The organism is Veillonella parvula (assembly GCF_040094895.1).
Taxonomy (GTDB): Bacteria; Bacillota; Negativicutes; order Veillonellales; family Veillonellaceae; genus Veillonella; species Veillonella parvula_L.
In genome coordinates this window covers 162,973-186,841 of record NZ_JBBNGV010000002.1, presented here as the reverse complement: position 1 = coordinate 186,841, position 23,869 = coordinate 162,973, and the positions used below count along the sequence as shown (strand labels likewise).

The window sequence follows — 23,869 nt, the reverse complement described above, 5'->3', positions numbered from 1 at the left end:
TTCCTATGGGACAATATAATTTTGATCAAATTTTAGATAGAACGCACACAAAATCTTTAAAATACGATTTTGCTGTTAAGCGCGGAAAACCTGCGGATGTATTGCCATTCTGGGTAGCGGATATGGATTTTGAAATTCCCCCTGAATTGAAGCAAATTTTATTGGACCGCGTAAACCATGGCGTATTTGGTTATACCGAGTCTGATGATGAGTATTTCGATGTGTTGAAAAATTGGTTCGCCACACGTTTCAATTGGACTCCAGAACAAAAATGGCTCGTTAAAACGCCAGGTATAGTATTTGCCTTGGCGATGGCGGTTCGAGCTTTCACCAAGGAAGGTGAGGGCGTGCTCATCAACCAACCAGTGTACTACCCATTTAGTATGGTTATTGATGACAACAATCGGCGTCTTATCAATGTGCCACTTATCAAAGGCGACGAAAAATACACTATCGATTTTGAAGGCATCGAGCGTGCAATCATTGAGGAGAATATAACATTATTCCTCTTGTGTAATCCGCATAATCCAGTAGGGCGCGTGTGGACTGAAGACGAGTTAAAACGCCTCGGCGATATTTGTATTAAACACAATGTGCTCATCGTGAGCGATGAAATTCATGCGGATTTTGTATGGAAAGGGCATACGCACAAGGTATTTGCTGACCTTGGTGAAAGTTATGCAGAACACTGTGTTGTATGTACAGCGCCTAGTAAGACTTTTAACATTGCAGGCTTACAAGTAAGTAATATTTTCATTCCTAATGATTCCTTACGCCGCCGTTTCATCAAAGAAATCGACCGTGCTGGTTATAGCCAATTGAACACGATGGGGATTGTGGGCTGTGAAGGGGCCTACAAAGTAGGGGCTCCTTGGCTTGATGAATTGAAAGAATATATTCAAGATAATATTCAATTCACCATCGACTATATAGCAAAATATATGCCAAAGATTCATGTATATCGCCCGGAAGGGACATATCTCATGTGGTTAGATTGTTCTCAATTGCCTCTGAGCCCTAAAGAGCGAGATGAATGGATCGTTAATGATGCCAAGCTATGGCTCGATACGGGTTCTATGTTTGGCATCGATGGGGAGGACTTTGAACGCATTAATGTTGCTTGTCCTCGTAAAATATTAGAAGAAGGGCTCGAATCTTGGCGCCGTGCCTATGAGGCTAAGGGCTTTTAATTAGATTAGGTTATCAAATTGTAGAATATGTAGAGGTGACATTATGCCTATTAAAGTAATAAAAAATTTACCGGCCATAACGAAATTAGCTCAAGAGAATATTTTCGTTATGGATACTGAGCGGGCGGAAAATCAACAAATCCGACCTTTGCAAATTTTGCTTGTCAATTTGATGCCTACTAAAGAAGTGACGGAAACTCAAATCTTGCGTGCTCTCAGTAATAGCCCATTGCAAGTTAATTTAACATTATTACATACCGCATCTCGTAAGGCTAAAAATACAGATGAACAATATTTAGAAACTTTCTATCGCACTTTTGATGAGGTAAAAGACCAGTTCTTTGACGGTATGATTATTACCGGTGCTCCTGTAGAGTTAATGCCTTTTGAAGAGGTAGACTATTGGTCTGAACTCGTAGAAATCATGAACTGGGGCGAAGAACATGTATATTCGACCTTCTATATATGTTGGGGAGCTCAAGCTGGTTTATATCATCACTTTGGTATTAACAAATCTATTATGGATGAGAAATTATTCGGTGTTTATGAACACGATATTTATAATGATCGACCAGTGCTCATGCGTGGATTTGATGAAAAGTTTTGGATGCCACACTCTCGTCACACCACAGTTTCGTTGCAACAAATTAAGGAAAATCGTGACTTGGAACTTTTGGCTGGGTCTGAACCAACAGGTGCTGCTATCGTTCGTAGTTTAGATAATAAGCATATCTTTGTATTTGGTCATGCCGAATACGATTGGGACACACTTAACCGTGAGTACGTGCGGGATATCAAAAAAGGTATGGATATTGCAGTTCCTGAAAACTACTTCCCGGATAATGATCCAAAACAACGTCCCATCGTGCGCTGGCGCTCTGTAAGTACACTATTATTTACAAACTGGTTGAACTACTATGTATACCAAGAAACACCGTACATCATTGAACAAATCCAAAAAATGAAATTTGAACGGGATAAAAATTTAGGCGCTTACATCTAAATGTAAGTACTTATTTCTAATCTATTGATAGTAATATGTACCCCTAATTACTTCTAACATTTTTCAAGGGAACTAGTTCTTTGGAAGTAATTAGGGGATTTTTATTTTTCATAAAATGATTTAGTTCGCATTAGAGTCTTTGGTAAAAGTTTTTATCGTCCTTTGCTTACCATAGTTTAAAGTTATGGAGAAGACCATATAAAAAATAGTAGACATATTTTTTAAAACATAGTACTATACTAGGCATAAAGAATGAACTCAATTCACAGTTAATATAAAGGAGTTGTTATAATGAGCAAACAATACAGATTTGAAACATTACAATTACATGCTGGTCATACCGTGGATCCAACAGGTTCTCGTGCAGTACCTATTTACCAAACTACATCTTTCGTATTTAAAGATGCAGAAGAAGCAGCAGGCCGTTTTGCATTGACTAATCCTGGTGGTATTTACTCTCGCCTTGGCAATCCTACTACAGATGTATTGGATGCTCGTGTGGCAGAACTTGAAGGCGGTGCAGCTGGTATCGCAGTAGCATCTGGTTCTGCAGCGGTTACGTACTCTATTTTAAATGTAGCAGATGCTGGTGATAATATTGTTGCTGCATCCACATTGTATGGTGGTACTTATAATTTGTTTACTGCTACATTGCCTCGTTTGGGGATTCAAACTAAATTCGTAAATCCGGATCATTTGGAAGAATTTGAAGCAGCTATCGATGAAAAGACTAAAGCCGTTTATATCGAATCTATTGGTAACCCTGGTATTAATCTTATCGATGTACAAGCCATAGCTGATATTGCACATAAACACAATATCATCTTGATTGTAGACAATACATTTGCATCTCCATATTTGTTCCGTCCATTGGAGCATGGGGCTGACGTTGTTATTCATTCTGCTACTAAATATCTTGGTGGCCACGGTACAACATTGGCTGGCGTAGTTGTAGAATCTGGTAAATTTGATTATAAAGGTTCTGGTAAATATCCTGGCTTCTCTGAAGGGGATGAACACTATAATGGTTTAGTGTATGGTGATCTACCAATTCCATTTACTGTAAAAATTCGCGCTCAATTGCTTCGCGATACAGGTGCATGCATTACACCGCTTGCATCTTGGCAAATCTTGCAAGGTATCGAAACATTGTCTTTGCGCGTAGAACGTCACGTTGAAAATACTCGTAAAGTAGTAGATTTCTTAAGCAAACATCCTAAGGTAGCATGGGTAAGCTATCCAGAATTAGAAGACAGCAAATACAAAGCATTAGCTGATAAATACTTCCCTAAAGGTGTTGGTGCTGTATTCACATTCGGCGTAAAAGGTGGTAAAGAAGCAGGTATTAAACTTGTTGACTCCTTGGAAATCTTCTCCAACCTTGCCAACGTAGCAGATGCTAAATCTCTTGTTATCCATCCTGCATCCACAACACATGCACAACTTAACGAAGAACAACAAAAATCTGCTGGCGTAACACCAGACATGATTCGTTTGTCTATCGGTCTTGAAAATGTAGATGACATCATCGAAGACTTAGCACAAGCTTTAGATAAAGCTTAATCTTTCACACCTTTAGTTTGAAAACTATAGATCAAACTTTCAGAACTTACAAATGACATCCTTAAGCTGAACTTTGCTTAAGAAATAGAACACATAACTATCAAACCTATAAAACTTATACAAAAGACCTCCCGTTGGGAGGTCTTTTTGTAAGTATGTGCTAATTTTATAAGAATAAAAAGTTGTATAGGTGTAATACAACCTTGATAGAATGGATATATAAAAAGACCTTGGATTCAATGATCCAAGGCCTTTATGGGAGTATAGTGTGTGTAACGTTTGGTCTGTGGTGTGTGCACAGACCGTTTTCCTATTGTGTGAGATAGGATGTTAGGGAACCCGTGGTTAGTGTTACGGGCTCTTTGAGAGTGTGTTAGAGAGTGTATCCAAAGGATACAGTGTGTATAGTATGTGTGTTATATGTGTAGTGTGTCATCTAAGTGGGTTAGGATAGGGTTTCACTTGATGAAAGAAAAATCTTAGTATTTTGTGTTTTTAACTTTAGCGCTAATAACTTTACCGGATGTAGCGTCTACTTTTACTTCAGCATTTTTACCGCCGCCAGTTGTCATATCGAATTCATATACAACTCTGCCGTTTTCACGTTCAACAGTCCAATCCATAGTTTGGAAATCAGAACCAACTTTTTCCATAGCTTTTGTTTCAGCTACTTCAGGAATGATGATGTTTTGAACGTTAATTGTTTTAGAAGCTTTGGAGTAACCTTTTACTTCTTTACCAACGATTTGACCAGATGCTTCGTCTACTTTAATTTCTACTTCACGGTTGCCATAATAACCTTCTACTTCATAGTAAGGATTGTGTTTTGCGTCATAGGAAATAGATTTTACAGTAGCGCCAGGGAATTGTTGTTGGAATACTGTAATAGCGCCCATATAATCAACAGAATAGTTAGCTTGTGCGGATGGAACAACGCTACCAACACCATTCCAGTTGCTATGGTTGTTGTAACCATGGTTGCTAGCTGCACCAACTACACCTGCTAATAATACTGTACTAACGCCAAATGCACATAGTACTTTGGATACTTTTTTAACATTTTTCATAAGCAATGCCTCCTGATACCAAATTATAATTTTCGTTTAGTTACGATTTTGTGAAAGTAGATTTTACTCAATCTACTTACGTATAATTTAATCTTGTTATATGAAAATAAGATGAAATTAAATGATTTTTGTATGAAGATGAGTATATCTTTTAGTTATTATGAACTATTGATAATAACTATTAGCTATAGTCAAAATTAAAAAGTACAAAAAACATAGTATATATAATATTAGACTATATAGTAAACTAAAAGTCAATCATTATAGTTGACAATTAAAAATACAAGTGCTTTAATTTAGATAGTTAGTAGTTTGTTTTCGTGTTATCTTGGACTTTTATTCTCCATTGATAGCACAAATTCCTGCTTAGGTCTGTTATGAATGGAGGTATACCATGAGCTCTACTGTATCAAAACAAACTCACATTACCACCCGTCAGTTAACGATGACAGCACTCTTTGTTGCGCTAATCGCCGTTGGTGCTTTCATACGGGTCCCATTACCGAATTGTCCGTTTACATTGCAAATCTTATTTACTACATTAGCGGGCATGGTTTTAGGTAGTCGTTTAGGTGCCGCTAGTGTTGGCATTTATATTATATTAGGTCTTGTTGGGGTTCCTATTTTTACGTCCGGTGGTGGTCCTAGTTATATTTTGCAACCTACCTTTGGTTATTTAATTGGCTTTATGGTTGGTGCGTATGCAGTAGGACGCATTGCAGAGACAATGGATACATTATCGTTTAAACGTTTGCTAGCTGGATCCATATTAAATCTATTTATTGTATATGGTCTTGGCATGGTGTACCTATACTTTATTATGAATCTGTATTTAGGTAAGCCTATTGGTGTCGAAGCTGTTATTATTACATGCTTCCTAATCCCCGTTGGTCCAGATATTTTCTTGTGCGCTGTAGCAGCATCTCTTGGCAAGAGAATTATTAAAGAATTACAGCACTAATAGAACGTTTTAATAACTATTTTTTAATAACTATTATAATTAGAATAACTAGAAAAAATATAATAACTATTATAACTATTATAACTATTATAAGAAATCAATCTGTTGTAGATTCATATAGATATTGAATTATAAAATATACGTTATTATTTTATTCAACAGAATCATTCCTATTAAAAACGAGGCGTTAAGCCTCGTTTTTTATGTAATTCTTAAGGGTACACATAGCCTAATATAGGTTCTGCAGATTTGATTTTTGTAATTTCTATATATGGTTGTTTACGACCGTGGAAGTCTCGCGTAGAAACCTTACCTTCAATCGATACCCATTGTTCATTTTGTAAGCTATCACCATCTGTTTTATATGCTGTCATGCCAATAGGGGCAACGTCAGCAATACAACAAGCCATAGCCATACGAGAAATAGTAAATTCGTTAGATTTTAATGTATTATCATCGCGGTTTACATAGCCTGTCATATAAACTGTGTAGTCTTTATATTGATCAACATTAGATCCAACCTTTACAATGGTTTGATAGAAATTATCTGAGTTCAAAACGATTTCTTTTTTGTCCTTGGAAATCCCTGGCTCTTTACTTTCACTGTTAACGGTGACAACCTCTCCAATAGCATCGTTTGTAAAGTCGAAATTGTTAGTATCATCGTTTACGCGAACGGCACCATGAACGCCTGTTGATGGTACAAGAACGGGAGGAATGATGAGCAACATAATGGGAATAATAATCGGAACGATAGACTTCCAGTTATGCTTGTAGTATTTTGAAGGCGCCCAAATGATCGTCGCTAGACCTCCTAAAATAAGGGCAACGCCACTAATACCTAGTAAAAGTTCATAACGTGGTGCAATATAGTTCAAATAACGACCTGTCACAATGAGGTAAATACAGCAGATACCTAAGGTGAGATACAATAGACCTTTCACGATAGAAAAGCGATCTTTCAGTCCTAATGTCATGAAATCATCTCCTTTTAATTAATTAAGAACTGAGATAATGATTATAAAAATTTGTAAATTAGCTAAGAAAAAATTTGAATACTAATGCTGCTATGTAGGACATAACGGCAATTGTTATACTTAATCGTATGATAAATGAGGCAGGCATATATTGTTTTAATATATATACATTTTTGATATCTAGCATCGGACCCAAGATGAGGAAGCCCATTACGGAGCTAATAGGAAATAAAGTGCTCAAGGATTTACCGATGATAGCATCTGATGTAGAGCAGACTGAGAAGAAGAATGCTAACATCAGCAAAATTGGAATGGCTGTAAATTCTGGCAAGGTTAATCCTGCATTGAGAAGCCAAGGTTTGCCATACACTTGAACTATAGATAGTACAGTTGCCGCCATGGAGAAATAGAATAAGAGTTGAGAAAACTCTTGTTCCATATGGATTAACAATCTTTTTTTATCAATATATTTAGTTTTAGTTGTTTCTAAAACGATTTCTTCGTAGCTAAGATTCTGTGGTGCTCTTGCTTTCAATATAGATGTGGCTGGAGGCCAGAATCGGAACGATAGGGCTACTAACAAGGCAACACCTAATCCTAAAACGATACGCCATACGGAGAGCATAGGATTGTCTGGAAATGCATACCAAGTAGAAAGAATGGTGATAGGGTTTATAATCGGACTAGCGAGCATAAATAAAAGGGCTACCGATAAAGGGATACCTCTGTCTATTAGTGCCTTGAATAAGGGGATGATAGCACAGTCACAAATTGGCAAGGCAAAGCCACTGACCATAGCAGCCCCATAACTTTTCCAAGAATGGTCGCCTAACAGTTTTAGTAGCACTCGTTGTGGTACGAAATAGCGAATAATCGTTGAGCCTACCGTGCCTAGCAATAGGAATGGGATGGCTTCGATGATGAGACCCGTGATTATAGCAAAGCATTGGTGGATGGAATAGGGGATATCATGGCGAAAAGCTGTGACCAACAGTATATAAGTTGTAACACCAATAACTAATAGATTGGGAATGAGTCCCCATGTAGAATTTCGGCACAGCTGCTCCACTTTTTCAGGGGTGGGAGTGGTTACAATTTTAGCCTCTCCGTTGTAGGTGCGCAATAAAGTGTGATGTGTATCGGACTCTGTTATGATACAATCTGCGCTGTATAATTGACTCATTACATCATTACCTAAACCAGGGAGTATGGTTGAAACAAATTGATCGGTACAAATATATAATACCTTTTCTATTTGTACTAGGTGTCTTAACATATCGCTATATAGTAAGGCTTCTAGTTGATGAAAGCTTACCATGCCATTCCACTCAATCCATAGCTCTTTTGGCTGTACTTGTTTTAAATAATCCCCGATTTTACAGGCTATCAACTCGTAAGACTTGATATCGCTAGGAACGATAGCACTGAGTTCATCCGCATTGAGTTGTAAGGGCTCTTTGATAAGAGGCTCACTGCCTTCTTCGGCGCTGATTATTGCGGTACCGCCTAGCTTTTTTCGGTATTGTAATTGTTTGTTTATGAATGTGCTTTTACCGGATCCAATAAACCCTGTAACGATATAAACAGAAATCATGATTGACACACTTCGTTATGTACCATTGGTACATTAAAATCTGTTCCGATAACGACTAAACTATAGTCATTAGTTTCACTAGGTGAAAGCGAACAATAATGTGTGCCGTACTGGAGTTCGTGTGGGCCTTCTGTAGTAGGTACAATCCCTTTGGCACGAAGCACTGTATCAGGCATGCCTTCTAAAATGGTTTTCCACTGTGCGAGACTGAGAGTACGTAAATCCTTAAAGGTATGACTCATAAATAAATGTTCATCGTGCAAACAGTGATCATCATGACAATGATACAGACGCTTGATGTAATCACGCAAACTGATGGTATCCCATGCTTCTTCATGGATTGGTGTATGTGGCGCGAGGTCGCGAATCATACGTTTCGTAATGCTTGTTTGTTGAATATCTTCTGTATGGCTCAAAAAAATCGCATCACTATGAGTGATTTGATCCTTGAAGAAAAGTCCAAAATTTTTGATAAACATTGGTGCTTGCATAGCATCGACAGTCGTTATCGATGCGTGAATGTAAGCAGATTTTGCAATGTCCTCGTCGTTACAAGTATGGATGATTTCACTAAGCTTGCTAACACCTGATGGCTCGATGTAGATCATATCGATTTTGTAATTTTGCAGAATATCAAGTAGTGCCTGTTGGAAATTTCCTTGTAAGCTACAGCAAATACAGCCAGATGTTACTTCACGGACTGTGGCCCCTGTTTTTGCAAGATTAGCAGCATCGAGGCTAGTTTCACCAAAATCGTTTTCTATAATAAGAATTTTATCTTTCGATGTATGTTCTTTTAGTATATGTTGTAAGAATGTTGTTTTTCCAGAACCTAGAAATCCGGATATGATAACTATTGGAATCATATATACCTCCTGCATAATGTAAACACAGTATACACCTATAAGATAACACAGAAAATACTCTATGGGGTATATGGAGACTAGTGAATGAGTCAGAGTTTAACAGCCTTTTTTGAAATTTATAGATTATATACTATATATGAGTATACTGGCACATGTAGTTGATATTCATAATTATTTATAAATAAAACGATGCATTCCATGTTGTTCATATATGAAAGGATACTCCTGTATGAATAAATATTTATTTATATAGTTGAGGAATTTTTATGAAAAAAATCCCTCCTACAAGATAATTCAGTTGGAGAGATGGCTGAATTACTTGTAGGAGGGTTGGAGAGTCACTATTACATGGGTCTCGTAACTTGATGTGTTATTTGCTTATAGTATAGCAAATTATACATCAAAAATATAGTAATTATTTATTTTATTGTAATTTTGCTAATAATGCTTTGAGGTACACATATACATTTTCAACAGAAGGTAAATGAACGCGTTCTGATGGTGTATGAGGACTTACGATAGTAGGCCCAAAGCTAATCATCTGTGTATTTGGCAATACGCCTTTTAATAAACCACATTCGAGGCCTGCGTGAATGGCATTTACATTAGCTGGTGTATCGAACATTTCGTTATGCAGCGAAATCGCTTGTTCTTCCAATTTTGAGCCTTTGTCGTATTCCCATGCTGGATATCCACCTGTACGCTCTGCAGTTACGCCGAGTGCTTTTGCAAGAAGCATCATTTTTTTCGTTAAGAATTCAAGACTATTGCTATTGGAACTGCGAATAGAAATGAGTATTTCAATGGTATGTTGATTTTCACGTACGATAGCAATATTATTAGATGTTTCTACAAGGTTTGGAATAGACTTACTTACAGAATGAACCCCATCTTGTGCAAGATAGATATATGTAATAAGTGCTTCTGTTGTGTCTTCTGCATATACTATTTCAGGAGTAGGAACATCTTCAACTACAAATGTAAGGCCTGGATCCTGTACGCTATATTCGTGTTGGTATTGTTTTTCTTGGTATGCGAGCAATGTTTTAATGGCTGCCACATCTTCAGAGCGTACGGATAGTACAGCTACTGCTTTAGACGGGATTGCATTATGTTTTACGCCACCTTCAAAAGACGCTAAGCTAATAGGATATTGTTGTTGAATATCATAGAGTACACGGGTTAGCACTTGGTTTGCATTGGCTCGTTGCTCGTTGATTTCGATGCCGGAGTGTCCCCCTTTGAGGCCGGTTACTGTAATGGATAAGCCCGCATCATAGCCTGGTTGATTGTTATCGCGTAACAATGGAATTTTTACATGTACGTGGCAACCGCCAGCACAACTAACGGTGAAGTCATGTTCTACCTCTGTATCTAGGTTGAGTAAGTAGTCACCAGTTACTTGGCCTTCTTTGATGGCAAAGGCACCATCCATACCAGTTTCTTCGTTGGTAGTGAATAATAATTGCATTGGTCCATGTTGTTGGCTTTCATCTTCAAGGAGAGCAAGCATCATAGCAGCACCCATGCCATTATCGGCACCTAATGTTGTATGGTCTGCGTGCATCCATTCGCCTTCGATGATATTGGCGATTGGATCTTTAGAGAAGTCGTGGTTAGAGTCATGGTCTTTAACACAAACCATATCAATATGGCCTTGTAAAATGATGGATGGACGGTTTTCATAACCTGGAGATGCAGCTTTTTTGATAACTACATTAAAGATTTCGTCTTGATGAACTTCAAGACCTAAATTTTTAGCAAAGTTCACGATGTAATCGCTGATGCCTTTTTCATTGCCGGACTCACGAGGGATTTGGCTCATTTCTTTAAAAATTTCTAATACGCGTTTTGCTTGAACGATTGTTTCCATAATGGTACCTTTCATTCTCATGTAAAATAGACATTTATGTATTATTGAAAGCTTTTTAAAATAATATAAAATAAAATATTATAGTGTAATGGTCGCTTGTTTTACAGCCTAGACTAGGTCCTTTCATACATACGAACTATATAAATTATTATTGTATATATATAGTTATATCACAATAAAGATTATTAGGATAGCTTATGCTAGGTGCTAGCTATATGGGAATAATATTGTATAATGAGGGTATACGAATAACGAATAACAATTAACTAAATTTTATAGATCTTAGAAGGTTGGTGAACCAATGCAACATGAAAGCCGCAATATTAGCATGCTTATGGATTTTTATGAGATGACTATGGCACATGGCTACTTTACAAAATTAAAAAATGTGGATCGCGTCGCATTTGATGTTTTCTTTAGACGTAATCCAGACAAAGGCGGTTTCGCTATTTTTGGTGGTCTCGAACAAATCGTTGAGTACATTTTAAATTTACACTTTGATGAAAGTGATATTTCTTATTTACGGAGTCAGGGTATTTTTAGTGAAGAATTTTTAGCTTATTTAAAAGATTTCTTTTTCACCGGTGATGTATATGCCTTCCCAGAAGGTTCTATCATCTATCCTAATGAACCTGTAATTACAATTGTGGCGCCTCTCATAGATGCACAAATCATAGAAACTGCAGTACTTACTATGATGAACCATCAATCTCTTATCGCCACAAAAGCTAATCGCATCGTTCGCGCTGCGGATGGGCGTATTGTGGCTGACTTTGGTGCTCGTCGTGCACATAATGTAGACGCTGCTGTATATGGTGCAAGAGCCGCTTATATTGGCGGTGTTCAGTCCACTGCAACCGTCTTAGCAGGACAACAATTTGGCATTCCTGTCAGCGGGACTATGGCACATAGCTGGGTTATGTATTATGGTTCTGAATACGATGCTTTCAAAGCCTATGCCGAAGTGTATCCAAATAATGCAGTATTCCTTGTTGATACCTATGATGTGTTAAACTCTGGCGTGCCCAATGCTATTAAGGTAGCAAAGGATGTATTGGAGCCAATGGGGAAACGCTTAAAAGGAATTCGCCTAGATTCTGGTGACCTTGCGTATTTGGCTAAAAAAGCACGGCGCATGCTAGATGATGCAGGTTTAGAGGATTGTAAAATCATGGCATCAAATAGCCTAGACGAGTATACAATTACATCTTTGCTAATACAAGGTGGGCCTATTGATATCTTTGGTGTAGGGGAACGCCTCATTACTTCTAAGAGTGACCCCGTATTTGGTGCGGTATATAAAATTGCTAGCATCGAGAAAGATGGTATGTGGGAACCTCGTATCAAGATTTCTGAAAGTGTAGAGAAAATTACTAATCCAGGTCTTAAAAAGGTATATCGTGTTTATAATGATAAAGGTCGTGCGATTGCAGATCTATTAACATTGTTGAGAGAGGTACCTGATACAGAGGAACCATATCGTTATATCGATCCTGAGCAACCTTGGCGTGAATTATATTTTGAAAATTGTACTTTTAAAGAGATGAAGCAGCTTATTATCAAGGATGGTAAATTAGTTGTGGACTTACCAACACTAGAGGAAATTCGAGCATATGTGCAAGATCAATTAGCTAATGAAATTTGGCCTGAAGAGCAACGCTTTGAAAATCCACATCGTCACTATCTTGATATGAGTCCTAGCTACTATCAATTGAAGATGGATTTATTGAACCGTATTTATCGGAAAAAGTAGGAGGGCCTATGTTAGAAAATCCACAAGCTACAAAGGATGCCCTCATTCAATGGATTCGAGATTATTTTGGTAAAAATGGTCCTAACTGTAGTGCTGTAGTTGGTATTTCAGGTGGTAAGGACTCGACTATCGTGGCAGCTCTTTGCAAAGAAGCTCTCGGTGCAGATCGCGTAGTTGGTGTTCTTATGCCAAATGGAGTGCAATCGGATATTGATGATGCTCAGACAGTGGTAAATCATTTAGGAATTCCGCACATGACGGTCAATATTGGTGCTGCCTATGAGGCGCTAACTCATGCTATCGTTCAGGCTAAGGGGTATGATGTTGTAACGGGGAGAACCGATTTATCTAAAGATGCTGCCATTAATACCCCGCCTCGTCTCCGGATGGCAACTCTCTATGCAGTAGGACAAAATTTACCAAATGGTGCTCGTGTAGCAAATACTTGTAATGGATCTGAAGACTACGTAGGATACTCTACAAAATACGGAGATAGTGCAGGTGATTTTAGCCCTCTCGCACAACTCGTAGTAGAAGAAGTTCGTCAAATAGGAAAACTTCTTGATATTCCATTGCACCTAGTTGATAAGGTGCCAAGTGATGGTCTCAGCGGTCAGTCCGATGAGGATAAATTAGGATTTACCTATGCTGTATTGGATCATTATATTAGAACTGGGGAAATTGAAGATCAAGCAACAAAAGAGCGAATCGACCATCTGAATCGAATTAATAAGCATAAATTAGAGTTGATGCCGTCATTTGACCCAAACCTTTAATTGATAGGGTGAAAATCTTGATTTATAGTGGAGGCAATATGGAGACAAAAATCGCTTTGATTGGTACTGGAGGAACTATTGCTGGAAAAGGTACTTCAAATACGGATTTAACAGGTTATACGGCAGGGGTATTAGGCCTTGACGAAATTTTAGCCTCTGTACCTGGCACAAAACCGTATGGTCCTTATACATATACTCAGTTTAGTAATATTGAAAGCTCCGATATTACCGTAAATCACTGGTTAGAACTTTCTAAGTTGGTGCAAAAATTGGTTAATCGAGAGGATATCGGTGGTGTTGTCATTACTCACGGCACAGATAGCATGGAGGAGACAGCATATTTTCTGAATCTGACAGTTCATACAGACAAGCCAATTGTTATTACTGGATCTATGAGACCTGCTGGTGCTATTAGTGCAGACGGGCCAATTAATTTACTGCAAGCAATCCAAGTAGCGAGAACGCCATCGTCTGTAGGTAAAGGTGTGGTAGTCGTATTAAATGGCTATATTGATGGGGCAAGGGATGTATCTAAATGCAACACTACTAATGTAGCGACTTTTGATAGTCCATTAGTGGGACATCTTGGTATTGTACAAGATGGTATTGCCCACTATTATAAAGCGTCTACTCGACGCCATACGCAAGACTCTGTATTTGATGTGAGTAAATTATCTGAGTTGCCTCGTGTAGTTATAATGACTTGCTACGGTGGTATGGATGATATGGTGCCTATGAGTGTAGTTGCTACAAATCCTGACGGTTTGATCTTAACAGGGCTTGGTCATGGTACAATTCCACAAAATGTACGTCAGATTACACAGAATGCAAAATTTCCAACGGTACGTGCTTCTCGTACCGGTAGTGGTATGGTATCTGCAGTGCCACAAGATGCACTGGCAAACTATCTCGTATGTGATACTTTAAGTCCACAAAAAGCTCGTATTTTACTGATGCTAGGGCTTACAAAAACTAAAAATCTTAAAAAGTTACAACAATTTTTCCATGAATATTAAAGGCACATAATATTCATGGAACATATGAAACATAATAATTCTTTGAATCTAATAATTAATTTGAAAAATTTGAGAAAATATCTCAAATTTTAATTTGATATTCATTTTCAAAAATTATACTATATGTAACAGTTTTATATGCAATAAACCGCACATTCCGATCGCCTAGGATGTGCGGTTTTTCATTTGTATTATATTTTTCATATATGAGTGGGGTATTGAATGATAATTTTTGGGGTATCATTCTAGATATTTTTGTATATTACAAAATAGGATTATTCAGCGCCGATAGCATTTTCTAGTGCTCTTTGTACGCCTACATAGACAGCCTTGGCTAAGGTATCTCCAAATAATGAGAAGGAACCAGCATCTGTTAAGATATCTCCATTTGTATCGATGGTGAGGATGATACCATCTGTAGAGGTACCTGTGGCAGATGTTTTGCGTTCTTTTGTGATTGCGTCAGGAATGTCTTCATTAATAAACGGATGGAGTCGTACGCTTTCAACATTCCAATCTTGTAGGGCTGCGGTTTTTGCTTCGGTAATAGTCATAATAGCTTTTACCATAGCGCTATCTGTTAAAGCTTTATTTGTAAATACGAGGATATTGATTGTGCCTGGCACTATGAAGTCTCCATCACGCTCTTCGTAACAATAGCCTGTACCTGCGCGATGTGCCGTTTTTTCATAGCCTGCAGTCACGATAGTTTCCACAATAGTATCATGTTCTTCAACTTTGGCATAGGCGTGTAGATGCATTGTGGCAGACGTGAGAAGTGCTGTACCAAAATGAACAGGAGTATCAATATGTTCAAATTCTTGAGCCAAATAATCGGCTACAGAGCCACCGGGTAAATCTTTTTCTGTTTCGATTTGATATGTTAGCTGTTGGTTGCGTACCGCTAGCGTATGGTGATAGCCACCATTTAATTGTCCGCTCGAAAGAGAATAGTGGATATCGTCAAAGTGTACCGTAACGGAGTGTAACTCTCTAGTTACATAGCCTCCAGTAGCAAGCTCTTGGGGTGCTTCGTATAGATTTTTGAACATGTAAGTCTCCCTAGTTTTATGATTGTTATATATGGAATATAACGATATAATATCTTTATTATCGTATTGCAAATGCATATGTAAAATTATAGCATATATATTTACCGTTATTATATTGCTATTATGTTGTGATAGATATTTGTTATTGTATCGATTTATATTATGGATGGTTACTATGGCTAATTTCTTAAGTGCTGTTTCTGAATTTCTTTTTAAAGACGCTAATATATTAATTCAAATAAGGGACTGGTTTTTTGCACAAGCTGGAAATATCTTATTAGCATTAATTTTATTTTGGATTGGGCGATATGCTATTAAATGGGTAAAAGCATTTGCGGTCCGCATTATGACAAAAGCTTCCTATGACTCAGCAGCAATGAGCTTTATCACTCAAATTATTAATTATGCCTTGCTAGTAGGGTTAGTATTGATTTGCTTAAACCAAATCGGTATTCCTACAACATCCTTTATAGCTGCTTTTGGTGCGTTTGGTTTAGGTATTGGTCTCGCCTTACAGAATAACCTTTCTAACTTAGCATCTGGTTTATTAATTCTTATCTTCAAACCTTTTAGAGCGGGTCACGTTATTCAGGTAGGTGATGTAGTTGGCAGTGTTAAATCAATTCAATTTATGTATACAGTTATTACTACAAAAGATCAAAAGAATGTATACATACCTAATTCTCTTCTTACATCACAAGCTGTAACTAACATTGTTTATACTACAGAACGGGTTATCCCATTTACGTTTGACATTGGTTATAATAATGATCATCATGAGGCAATAAAAATCTTAAAAAATATTTTTGCAGCAGATAAACGTGTCCTTAATCCGAAGAATATGGAAATAGGTATCTCTGAATTTGGAGATAATTCTGTACGAATCGCCGCTTATGCTCGTGTTAAGTCGAATGATTTTCTCGATGTTCAATATAGCATTATGTCTGATGTAAAAGATGCATTCGACAAATATGGCATCGATATTCCATATCCTCAACGTGTAGTATATATTCAAAATGTAGATACATCGACAGGTGAAATTAAAGGGACAAAGAAGAAAGCAACTGCTACAAATGTAGCACTAGATGATAGTCTTGAAAGTTAAGATACTGGAAGGTAGAACGAGAGTGATGACACTTTTAACGACGAATATTCATATGTTTTATAAGAAATTGGTATTGGCCATAACTTTTATAGGAATCATATTTATAGGTGCTAGTGTTGCTCAAGCTGCATACATTGCACCTCCTTCTACTGTTGGTGAGGCCGTAGTCCTAATTGATGCAGATACAAAACAAATTTTATTTGCAAAGAACCCAGATAAGTGGATGCATCCAGCTAGTACTACAAAAATGGTCACCTTGTTAACTGCCTTAGAATTAAAGGGCACACAGCTTGATGAATTAGCTACTATAAGTAGCTATGCAACGAGCATGGAAGAATCAAACCTTGGGGTTCGCGTAGGCGATCAGATTACATTGGAAGGTGTTCTTGAAGGTATGATGGTTGCTAGTGGCAATGATGCGGCCGTTGTAGTAGCCGAAAATGTAAGTGGTTCTGTAGATAAATTCGCTAAGGATATGACTCGCATTGCTGCAAAAGCGGGTGCAAAGAATAGTGTGTTCTTGAACCCTCATGGATTAACACAAAAGGGTCACCATTCTACGGCTCGTGATTTAGCGATGATTGCAGCGTACGGCATGAAATACCAAATGTTCCGTGACAAGGTTGCTAATGATTATTACAAGGTGCCGTATCAAAACCGTGCACCAGAAACAATTCGTACTACAAACCATTTTATTCGCAATAAATATCCAGGTGCAAATGGCTTGAAAACAGGTTTTACAAATGCAGCAGGAGAATGTTTGATTGCGTCTGCCACACGGAAGGGCCATACTATGATTGTAGTTATGCTTAATGATGATAATCGTTGGGAAGAAGCTGTACAATTCCTTGATTATGGATTTAAACTCCGTGGGGTAATTTAAGGACCTATTGTGTAATGGGGGACATATGAGTTCATTTTTTGCATTTTTAAAACGCATGCGCTTTATCAATCGATGGAGCCTCATGCGAAATACGGAAATAGAAAATATTCAAGAACATAGCCTTGAAGTGGCTATGGTAGCGCACAACTTAGGGGCCATAAAAAATGAATACTTCGGTGGGAATGTAGATATCAATAAGGTAGCTGTCATAGCTATGTATCATGAGGTGAGCGAAATCTTTACAGGAGATATGCCGACACCAATCAAGTATTTTGATCCAAAGTTGCGGGAACTGTATGGTGAGGTTGAAACTTTGGCGCAAGAAAAAATGCTATCAACCTTGCCAGACCGGTTACAATCTGTTTATAAGCCTATACTTGTTGATGCAGAGGCTAGTCCAGAATGGCCTCTCGTTAAGGCTGCCGATACAATTTCAGCCTATATGAAATGCGTCAAAGAGCTCAAGGCAGGGAATGATGAGTTTAAAGAGGCACATGACTCTATCTTAGCTAAGTTGAAAAATCTAAATATGCCTGAGGTAGATATGTTTCTTGAAATATATCTACCTGCTCTTGGTAAAAGCTTGGATGAGTTGAACTATTACGAAATTAAATAACTACTAAAAGAGACGACTTCTTGAACTGTACCCCAAAAATTGGACACAATTTTGAAGGTATAGTTCATTTGGGCCGTCTTTTTTTGATTTTAAAGATTTGTAGATTATGTTGCTAATGCTTTATCAAATTTTGTTAGTTTGTTTAATAATAATTATTATTATAAGCGTATTTGTTAATTATTATGCCTTATTGAATATTATAGTTTGCTTTTTCTATCTATAATCTCTTGATTTCTCATTAGTATTTTTTTACCTCGCCACGAGAAGGCTCGATGACCGTATTTTGCTTTGAATTCTTTGTTCGTTAGTGTTTCTAGTTCGTCTATATTAATATACGGTTCTATCTGTTGGAATTCTGGGATGGGCGTAGTTGGAATATCTTTGTTGTGAGGACACACCTCTTGGCACACATCACAACCAAATACGAGTGGTGTTTTAGCGAGAATCTGCTCCTCTTCATCGGTGAGTTCTCCTTTTTTCTGAGTTAAGTAGCTTTTACAAGTCGCGAATTTAAATTCGTCATGGCCCAAACATTGGCCTAAGCATGCTGTAATACAACGATTACATCCTATACAGGACTGCTCAAGAGGGGCATTTGGTTTGAGTTCTAGTGTTGTTAAAATCGTACCAATAACGACATAAGAACCCCATTTAGGGCTGATAAAACAGTTGTTCTTTCCGTAAAAGCCGAGACCTGCTAAGTAGGCCATGTACCGATCTGCTAAAGGCGAGGTGTCACAATGAATGGAGAACTGAGCCGAGTCATCAATTATTTGTAATCTTTCAATAAGACGTTCTAAATATTCATTAATGACCAGGTGATAATCTGTTGACCATGTATAGCGCGATAGATTGGCATGGCCTTTGTGTTGTACATGGTACGGGAATAGACAAACGATGGCACTTTTGGGCATAAACTGAGTCGTTCCTAGTAGTCTTGCCTCCACATCTTCCGTAGTAAAGGGGCATGGATTGCTTTCAAATAAAATAGTTTTGGCCTGTTCAGGTAGTGGCCATGAGGCAATTCCAAATTCATAAATATGTAATTCTTTGCAAATTTCCTGTAAATTTATATCTTTCATCGTAGATTTAGTGGTAAATAATTGGTAAAATAAAAGTATAAGAAATGCACGAGATTTTATAGTTTTTTGTTAAGTTTGTAGTTTGGTGAGAACTGTATTTTTATAGTTAGCACCGTAATTCTGTTAGTATTAGTATACCATTGAGAGGACAGATTATGTTAGCATTTATGAAAGTATTACAACCGAAGACGGTGGAAGAGGCTTATGAATTAGCCACAAAGAACAAAACTGCTCCTATGCTAGCAGGCGGCTGTTGGCTGCGTCTAGGACGACGTACTTGGCCATCAGTGATTGATATGGCGAGTCTTGATTTGCGTTATGTTCGTGAAGAAGATAAGGAGTTTGTAATTGGCGCTATGGCGACACAAGGAGATGTGGAACGCTTTGAGCCTTTACAACAATTCTGCGGCGGTGCCGTAGTTAAAGGCGTTAAGGAGATTCTTGGCGTTCAATTTAGAAATACTGCTACCATGGGCGGTTCTGTAGCAAGTAAGTTTGGCTTCTCTGATATCATCCCTGCGCTATTGGCAGTGCATGCAGACATCGTTACCTTCAAAGGCGGTCGTATGTCCATGCAAGATTATATGGCATATAGAGAACGTGATATTCTCATGGAGATTCGCATCCCTAAGGTAGATGTACCTGTAGCTGTTGAAGCCCTTCGCATTTCTCGTGGTGATTTCCCGTTATTGACAGGTGCTCTTCGCCATGATGAAAAAGGGGTTGAATTGTATATCGGTACAAGACCTGGTGTACCTCAATTAGCTGTTAAAGCAAGTGCCTTGCTTTTAGAAAAAGGATTATCTGCCGCAAAAGAGGCAGGTCAATTGGCATCTGAAGAACTGGTGTATCAATCTAACTCTCATGCGTCCAAAGAATATCGCATGGAAATGGTAAAAGCAATGGTTCAACGCTTAGCTAAGGAGGTGGCACAATAATGGAACTCGTACTTAATATTAATAACAAAAATGTAACTGTTAATGTGCCAACTGATGAGATGTTGCTAGATACATTGCGTAATCTTGGCTATTACAGTGTCCGCTGTGGCTGTGACACTACAAACTGTGGCCTTTGCACTGTATGGGTGGATGACGAAATTATTTTGTCCTGTGCATACCCTACATTTCGTGCGCCAGGCCATAAAATTACTACATTAGAAGGCTTACAAGAGGAAGCTGAATTATTAGCGGCTTGTATCGCAAGTGAAGGCGCAGATCAGTGTGGTTTTTGTACAACTGGCATGATGATGAGTGCTATTAATTTGAAACGCAAAAATCCAAAGGCTAGCGATGATGAGATTCGCGAATACCTCATAGGTAACTTGTGTCGCTGTACTGGTTATGAATCACAACTTCGAGGAGTTCGTAAATTCTTAGAAGGAGGCCTATAATGATGAATAAGCATATTGGAAAATCCTATGACAAAGTTGACTCCAAAGGTATTTTGTCTGGTAAACCGTCTTATACTGGCGATTTTGTTCCCAAAGATGCGCTCGTTATTAAGGCTCTTCGTAGCCCTCATGCTCAGGCGCGCATCAAATCTATTGATACATCTAAAGCTAAATTGATTCCTGGCGTAGAAGCTATTTTTACTTATGAAGATGTGCCTAATACGCGATTCACATTAGCAGGCCAAACATATCCAGAGCCATCCGCTTATGATGCGCTCATTTTGGACCCTGTAGTTCGCTATGTTGGAGACGAAGTAGCTCTTATCGTAGCAAAAGATGAAGCTACAGCGCTTAAAGCAATGCCGCTTATCAAAGTTGAATACGAAGTACAGAAACCTGTACTTGATATGCACACTGCTATCGATCATGAAACTATAGTACATCCTGAAGATGATATTCATAACAATATCCCTGTAGGTCAAGATTACAAACGTAATATTTGCGTATCCTATCACAAACGGGTAGGAGATGTGGAAGCAGAACTTGCTAAATGTGATTACGTGGCAGAAGGCACATACTTTGACCAGGCCACACGCCAAACAGCGATGGAACCATTCCAAAGCTTTGGATATATAGATGCGCTAGGTCGTGTAGTTATCGTATCCTCGACGCAAATCGTATTCCATGTACGCCGTCACATCGCTCGTGCACTCGGTATTCCGGCCACAAAAGTCCGTGTTATTAAGCCTCGTATCGGCGGCGGTTTCGGCTCTAAACAAACGGCTTGTACAGAAATTATGACGGCCTTTGTAGCGTGGACATTGAAAAAACCTTGTTATCTCTTATACGATCGTACAGAAGCACAAACGTGCTCTACTACACGTCATGCTCGTGAATGGAAAATCCGCGTAGGTGCTACAAAAGATGGCATTATTAAAGTTATTGATATGGACTCCATCACAGCCGCTGGTGCACATGCAACTCATTGCTTCACTACTACAACGGCTGGCGAACATAAATCTGTACCTTTGTACAACAAAGCGACTGCTGTTCATTATGGTACAGAAGGTGTGTATACTAATCAAACTCCGGGTGGTGCTTTCCGTGGATATGGTGCAACAGAAGCATTGTGGCCATTAGAATGTGCAGTAAACCAGTTAGCTGATAAGATGGGGATTGATCCAGCTGAATTACGTCAGAAGAACTTAATAGCGGAAGGTGAACAAAGCTTAGTATATGCTCCAGATGAATATCTTGATTCTGGTCTTTTCCAAGATACTGTAAATCGCGTAAAAGAAATGGCTCGTTGGGATGAACGCCCTCATTCTTGGGATATCGATGAGCGCTACCGCGGTGGACTTGGCATGGCTTTAGCATTACAAGGCTCTGGTGTCGCAAATATCGATGTGGCATCTGTTGAAATTCGCCTTGGTGACGATGGTAATTATACATTGTATACTGGGTCTTCTGATATGGGCATGGGGTCTAATACCGTATTGACTCAAATGGCCTGTGAAGTAATCGGCTGTCCTATGGAATATATGACTGTTATTGAATCAGATACAGATATCGTACCATTCGATCCAGGGTCTTACGCATCTAGTACAACCTATGTAACAGGTACTGCTGCTAAGATGGCGGCAGAAGAATTGCGCACTAAGATTATTGCTAAATTCGCTCAATTCTTTGAAACTGACGTTGAAAACGTTGACTTTGACGGCGTTGTAGCTACCACAAAAGATGGTGCTAAAACAATGGATATCCATCAATTGGCACCAAAATTATTAGTTGGTGTTAATGCGGAGCAATTGTCTGGTTTTGCTACATGGGGGAGTCATACATCCCCACCTCCATTTATGGCATCTATTGCTGAGGTGAAGGTAGATAAACAAACAGGTAAGGTTATTCCTCTTCATTTCTATTCTTGCGTTGATTGTGGTACTGTTATCAATCCTAAATTGGCTCGCGTTCAAGTTGAGGGTGGTGTAGTACAAGCTATCGGCATGGCTTTATATGAAGATGTACGCTATTCCAACAATGGTCGTTTGGAAACAAACAATCTTATGACTTATAAAATCCCAACCCGTCAGGATATTGGTGAATTACATACAGACTTTGTAGAATCTTACGAGCCTACAGGTGGCTTCGGAGCTAAATCTATTGGTGAGGTTGTCATCAATACGGGGTGCCCTGCTATCCAACATGCCATTAAAAATGCAGTTGGTGCGGATATTCGTACATTACCTATGACACCTGAGAAGGTATTTATGGCTATGGACGAGAAATATAAAGTATAGAGATTTCTAGTTCTTTTTACTTTCTAAGGAGGCCTGGTTCTATGACATCACAAACATCCTATTGGAATCGATTGATTCAGCCGGGAATCGTTGCCCTTGTTGGGGCAGGCGGTAAAACGACTGTGCTTTCAAAACTAGTAGAATATGGACGGCTGAAAGGTCAGCCCATCGTAGTTACGACTACGACTCGACTTTATGAGTCTCAGGTGGCTCATTATGAACCGATTTATACTCGTAATATTAATGAAGCTGATGAGTATTGTACTGACCGACTTTTACGTGGCTATTGTGGTGCGTGGTTCGCTGGAATTACAGGAACAAAAGTAGACTCTTTAGATTGTGATCTCATCGATGGTTTATCCAAGTTACATCCCAATTGGCAAATTGTTGTAGAAGCAGATGGGGCGAAGGAAAAATGGCTCAAGGCACCTAAGATGACCGAACCTGTCATTCCATCTCTTACAAAGACTACGATTGGCCTCGTGAATCTACAAATGCTAGGGGCCCCGTTAGATGATGAGCACGTACATAATATCGAGCTTGTTCAAGATATTGTAAAACGCGATATGGGGGCTATTGTAACTCCTCGTATGTTGGCTGATCTTGTTTTGCATAGGCAAGGTTTATTCCAATACAGTAAAGGTAAGAAAATATTATTCTGTACTGGTTATGAAACAGTGCAACATCGCATTATCGATGATTTTATTGATCATATTGTTGATAGTGATATTACGGCTATCATTTTGGCTGATGGATATAAAGCAAGTTGTGAAATCCGTCGCATTATTCAATGTCGGTAGGTACT

General features: G+C 38.5%; 21 protein-coding genes. 14 read left to right on the top strand and 7 right to left on the bottom strand.

Translation table 11 applies throughout. The annotated features are described in order from the left end of the window. Nucleotides 1–5 precede the first annotated feature (5 nt). From AAAT26_RS04870 to AAAT26_RS04860, 3 genes are all read left to right on the top strand, one after another. Complete coding sequence (locus AAAT26_RS04870; protein ID WP_279008026.1) at nt 6–1,190, top strand: MalY/PatB family protein; 1,185 nt, start codon at nt 6–8, stop codon at nt 1,188–1,190. 43 nt (nt 1,191–1,233) lie between these two features. Further along, nucleotides 1,234–2,193 carry a homoserine O-acetyltransferase MetA gene (gene metA / locus AAAT26_RS04865; RefSeq protein WP_004697897.1) on the top strand — a complete coding sequence of 320 codons (960 nt, stop codon included), beginning with the start codon at nt 1,234–1,236 and terminating at the stop codon, nt 2,191–2,193. A gap of 291 nt (nt 2,194–2,484) precedes the next feature. Next, nucleotides 2,485–3,756, top strand: coding sequence for an O-acetylhomoserine aminocarboxypropyltransferase/cysteine synthase family protein (locus AAAT26_RS04860; protein WP_349208937.1), 1,272 nt, complete (start codon nt 2,485–2,487; stop codon nt 3,754–3,756). A 479-nt stretch (nt 3,757–4,235) separates the two neighbouring features. Here AAAT26_RS04860 and AAAT26_RS04855 read toward each other — a convergent pair whose 3' ends face one another. Then, complete coding sequence (locus AAAT26_RS04855; RefSeq protein ID WP_004693923.1) at nt 4,236–4,823, bottom strand: PepSY domain-containing protein; 588 nt, start codon at nt 4,821–4,823, stop codon at nt 4,236–4,238. A 394-nt stretch (nt 4,824–5,217) separates the two neighbouring features. Here AAAT26_RS04855 and AAAT26_RS04850 point away from each other — a divergent pair, with 394 nt between their 5' ends. Then, nucleotides 5,218–5,784 carry a biotin transporter BioY gene (locus tag AAAT26_RS04850; RefSeq protein ID WP_004693921.1) on the top strand — a complete coding sequence of 189 codons (567 nt, stop codon included), beginning with the start codon at nt 5,218–5,220 and terminating at the stop codon, nt 5,782–5,784. A gap of 212 nt (nt 5,785–5,996) precedes the next feature. Here AAAT26_RS04850 and AAAT26_RS04845 read toward each other — a convergent pair whose 3' ends face one another. The 4 genes from AAAT26_RS04845 to AAAT26_RS04830 form a co-directional block, all read right to left on the bottom strand. Continuing rightward, on the bottom strand, nt 5,997–6,761 hold the full coding sequence (locus tag AAAT26_RS04845; RefSeq protein ID WP_278466971.1) for a TIGR03943 family putative permease subunit: 765 nt from the start codon (nt 6,759–6,761) through the stop codon (nt 5,997–5,999). A 58-nt stretch (nt 6,762–6,819) separates the two neighbouring features. Continuing rightward, the gene (locus AAAT26_RS04840; RefSeq protein WP_278466969.1) at nt 6,820–8,355 is read right to left on the bottom strand and encodes a permease; all 1,536 of its coding nucleotides are present in this window, start codon (nt 8,353–8,355) and stop codon (nt 6,820–6,822) included. Then, complete coding sequence (locus AAAT26_RS04835; RefSeq protein ID WP_323723068.1) at nt 8,352–9,221, bottom strand: CobW family GTP-binding protein; 870 nt, start codon at nt 9,219–9,221, stop codon at nt 8,352–8,354. Before AAAT26_RS04835 ends, AAAT26_RS04840 begins: the two co-directional genes overlap by 4 nt. 424 nt (nt 9,222–9,645) lie before the next feature. Then, on the bottom strand, nt 9,646–11,094 hold the full coding sequence (locus AAAT26_RS04830) for an aminoacyl-histidine dipeptidase (protein ID WP_349208936.1): 1,449 nt from the start codon (nt 11,092–11,094) through the stop codon (nt 9,646–9,648). A gap of 301 nt (nt 11,095–11,395) precedes the next feature. Between AAAT26_RS04830 and AAAT26_RS04825 the strand changes: the two genes are divergently transcribed. The 3 genes from AAAT26_RS04825 to AAAT26_RS04815 are packed head-to-tail and all read left to right on the top strand — an operon-like array spanning nt 11,396 to nt 14,639. After that, nucleotides 11,396–12,847: a nicotinate phosphoribosyltransferase gene (locus AAAT26_RS04825; protein WP_349208935.1), complete on the top strand. Its 1,452-nt coding sequence runs from the start codon at nt 11,396–11,398 to the stop codon at nt 12,845–12,847. Nucleotides 12,848–12,855: 8 nt separating this feature from the next. Continuing rightward, on the top strand, nt 12,856–13,623 hold the full coding sequence (nadE, locus tag AAAT26_RS04820; protein ID WP_077708055.1) for an NAD(+) synthase: 768 nt from the start codon (nt 12,856–12,858) through the stop codon (nt 13,621–13,623). Nucleotides 13,624–13,661: 38 nt separating this feature from the next. Beyond that, the gene (locus AAAT26_RS04815) at nt 13,662–14,639 is read left to right on the top strand and encodes an asparaginase (RefSeq protein WP_187002514.1); all 978 of its coding nucleotides are present in this window, start codon (nt 13,662–13,664) and stop codon (nt 14,637–14,639) included. Between the two features lie 275 nt (nt 14,640–14,914). Here the strand turns inward: AAAT26_RS04815 and AAAT26_RS04810 are convergent, their stop codons facing one another. Beyond that, nucleotides 14,915–15,691, bottom strand: coding sequence for an adenosylcobinamide amidohydrolase (locus tag AAAT26_RS04810; protein ID WP_349208934.1), 777 nt, complete (start codon nt 15,689–15,691; stop codon nt 14,915–14,917). A 175-nt stretch (nt 15,692–15,866) separates the two neighbouring features. On the opposite strand from AAAT26_RS04810, the gene AAAT26_RS04805 reads away from it, so the two are divergent. The 3 genes from AAAT26_RS04805 to yfbR are packed head-to-tail and all read left to right on the top strand — an operon-like array spanning nt 15,867 to nt 18,295. Continuing rightward, the gene (locus AAAT26_RS04805) at nt 15,867–16,796 is read left to right on the top strand and encodes a mechanosensitive ion channel family protein (protein ID WP_004697944.1); all 930 of its coding nucleotides are present in this window, start codon (nt 15,867–15,869) and stop codon (nt 16,794–16,796) included. A 25-nt stretch (nt 16,797–16,821) separates the two neighbouring features. Then, nucleotides 16,822–17,679: a D-alanyl-D-alanine carboxypeptidase family protein gene (locus AAAT26_RS04800; RefSeq protein WP_187002515.1), complete on the top strand. Its 858-nt coding sequence runs from the start codon at nt 16,822–16,824 to the stop codon at nt 17,677–17,679. Between the two features lie 25 nt (nt 17,680–17,704). Next, on the top strand, nt 17,705–18,295 hold the full coding sequence (yfbR, locus tag AAAT26_RS04795; protein WP_287510469.1) for a 5'-deoxynucleotidase: 591 nt from the start codon (nt 17,705–17,707) through the stop codon (nt 18,293–18,295). A 197-nt stretch (nt 18,296–18,492) separates the two neighbouring features. Here yfbR and AAAT26_RS04790 read toward each other — a convergent pair whose 3' ends face one another. After that, a complete protein-coding gene (locus AAAT26_RS04790) occupies nt 18,493–19,377 on the bottom strand; it encodes an epoxyqueuosine reductase (RefSeq protein ID WP_004693896.1) in 885 nt (294 codons plus the stop codon). 155 nt (nt 19,378–19,532) lie between these two features. Here AAAT26_RS04790 and AAAT26_RS04785 point away from each other — a divergent pair, with 155 nt between their 5' ends. The 4 genes from AAAT26_RS04785 to yqeC are packed head-to-tail and all read left to right on the top strand — an operon-like array spanning nt 19,533 to nt 23,864. Continuing rightward, nucleotides 19,533–20,315 (top strand): FAD binding domain-containing protein, encoded by a 783-nt coding sequence (locus AAAT26_RS04785; protein ID WP_287510468.1) that lies wholly within the window; start codon nt 19,533–19,535, stop codon nt 20,313–20,315. Further along, nucleotides 20,315–20,767: a (2Fe-2S)-binding protein gene (locus tag AAAT26_RS04780; protein ID WP_004693892.1), complete on the top strand. Its 453-nt coding sequence runs from the start codon at nt 20,315–20,317 to the stop codon at nt 20,765–20,767. Before AAAT26_RS04785 ends, AAAT26_RS04780 begins: the two co-directional genes overlap by 1 nt. Beyond that, nucleotides 20,767–23,064: a xanthine dehydrogenase family protein molybdopterin-binding subunit gene (locus tag AAAT26_RS04775; RefSeq protein ID WP_060919405.1), complete on the top strand. Its 2,298-nt coding sequence runs from the start codon at nt 20,767–20,769 to the stop codon at nt 23,062–23,064. Before AAAT26_RS04780 ends, AAAT26_RS04775 begins: the two co-directional genes overlap by 1 nt. A 41-nt stretch (nt 23,065–23,105) precedes the next feature. Further along, nucleotides 23,106–23,864 (top strand): selenium cofactor biosynthesis protein YqeC, encoded by a 759-nt coding sequence (gene yqeC, locus AAAT26_RS04770; RefSeq protein ID WP_008715366.1) that lies wholly within the window; start codon nt 23,106–23,108, stop codon nt 23,862–23,864. The last annotated feature ends 5 nt before the right edge of the window (nt 23,865–23,869 follow it).

What these genes read in the sequence shown, in the direction of transcription:
- AAAT26_RS04830 (WP_349208936.1), bottom strand. Translation starts at nt 11,094, where the DNA reads ATGGAAACAATCGTTCAAGCAAAACGCGTATTAGAAATTTTTAAAGAA.
- AAAT26_RS04855 (WP_004693923.1), bottom strand. Translation starts at nt 4,823, where the DNA reads ATGAAAAATGTTAAAAAAGTATCCAAAGTACTATGTGCATTTGGCGTT.
- AAAT26_RS04815 (WP_187002514.1), top strand. Translation starts at nt 13,662, where the DNA reads ATGGAGACAAAAATCGCTTTGATTGGTACTGGAGGAACTATTGCTGGA.
- AAAT26_RS04805 (WP_004697944.1), top strand. Translation starts at nt 15,867, where the DNA reads ATGGCTAATTTCTTAAGTGCTGTTTCTGAATTTCTTTTTAAAGACGCT.
- AAAT26_RS04825 (WP_349208935.1), top strand. Translation starts at nt 11,396, where the DNA reads ATGCAACATGAAAGCCGCAATATTAGCATGCTTATGGATTTTTATGAG.
- nadE (WP_077708055.1), top strand. Translation starts at nt 12,856, where the DNA reads ATGTTAGAAAATCCACAAGCTACAAAGGATGCCCTCATTCAATGGATT.
- AAAT26_RS04780 (WP_004693892.1), top strand. Translation starts at nt 20,315, where the DNA reads ATGGAACTCGTACTTAATATTAATAACAAAAATGTAACTGTTAATGTG.
- yqeC (WP_008715366.1), top strand. Translation starts at nt 23,106, where the DNA reads ATGACATCACAAACATCCTATTGGAATCGATTGATTCAGCCGGGAATC.
- AAAT26_RS04870 (WP_279008026.1), top strand. Translation starts at nt 6, where the DNA reads ATGGGACAATATAATTTTGATCAAATTTTAGATAGAACGCACACAAAA.
- AAAT26_RS04790 (WP_004693896.1), bottom strand. Translation starts at nt 19,377, where the DNA reads ATGAAAGATATAAATTTACAGGAAATTTGCAAAGAATTACATATTTAT.
- AAAT26_RS04845 (WP_278466971.1), bottom strand. Translation starts at nt 6,761, where the DNA reads ATGACATTAGGACTGAAAGATCGCTTTTCTATCGTGAAAGGTCTATTG.
- AAAT26_RS04840 (WP_278466969.1), bottom strand. Translation starts at nt 8,355, where the DNA reads ATGATTTCTGTTTATATCGTTACAGGGTTTATTGGATCCGGTAAAAGC.
- AAAT26_RS04785 (WP_287510468.1), top strand. Translation starts at nt 19,533, where the DNA reads ATGTTAGCATTTATGAAAGTATTACAACCGAAGACGGTGGAAGAGGCT.
- metA (WP_004697897.1), top strand. Translation starts at nt 1,234, where the DNA reads ATGCCTATTAAAGTAATAAAAAATTTACCGGCCATAACGAAATTAGCT.
- AAAT26_RS04800 (WP_187002515.1), top strand. Translation starts at nt 16,822, where the DNA reads ATGACACTTTTAACGACGAATATTCATATGTTTTATAAGAAATTGGTA.
- AAAT26_RS04850 (WP_004693921.1), top strand. Translation starts at nt 5,218, where the DNA reads ATGAGCTCTACTGTATCAAAACAAACTCACATTACCACCCGTCAGTTA.
- AAAT26_RS04835 (WP_323723068.1), bottom strand. Translation starts at nt 9,221, where the DNA reads ATGATTCCAATAGTTATCATATCCGGATTTCTAGGTTCTGGAAAAACA.
- AAAT26_RS04810 (WP_349208934.1), bottom strand. Translation starts at nt 15,691, where the DNA reads ATGTTCAAAAATCTATACGAAGCACCCCAAGAGCTTGCTACTGGAGGC.
- AAAT26_RS04775 (WP_060919405.1), top strand. Translation starts at nt 20,767, where the DNA reads ATGATGAATAAGCATATTGGAAAATCCTATGACAAAGTTGACTCCAAA.
- yfbR (WP_287510469.1), top strand. Translation starts at nt 17,705, where the DNA reads ATGAGTTCATTTTTTGCATTTTTAAAACGCATGCGCTTTATCAATCGA.
- AAAT26_RS04860 (WP_349208937.1), top strand. Translation starts at nt 2,485, where the DNA reads ATGAGCAAACAATACAGATTTGAAACATTACAATTACATGCTGGTCAT.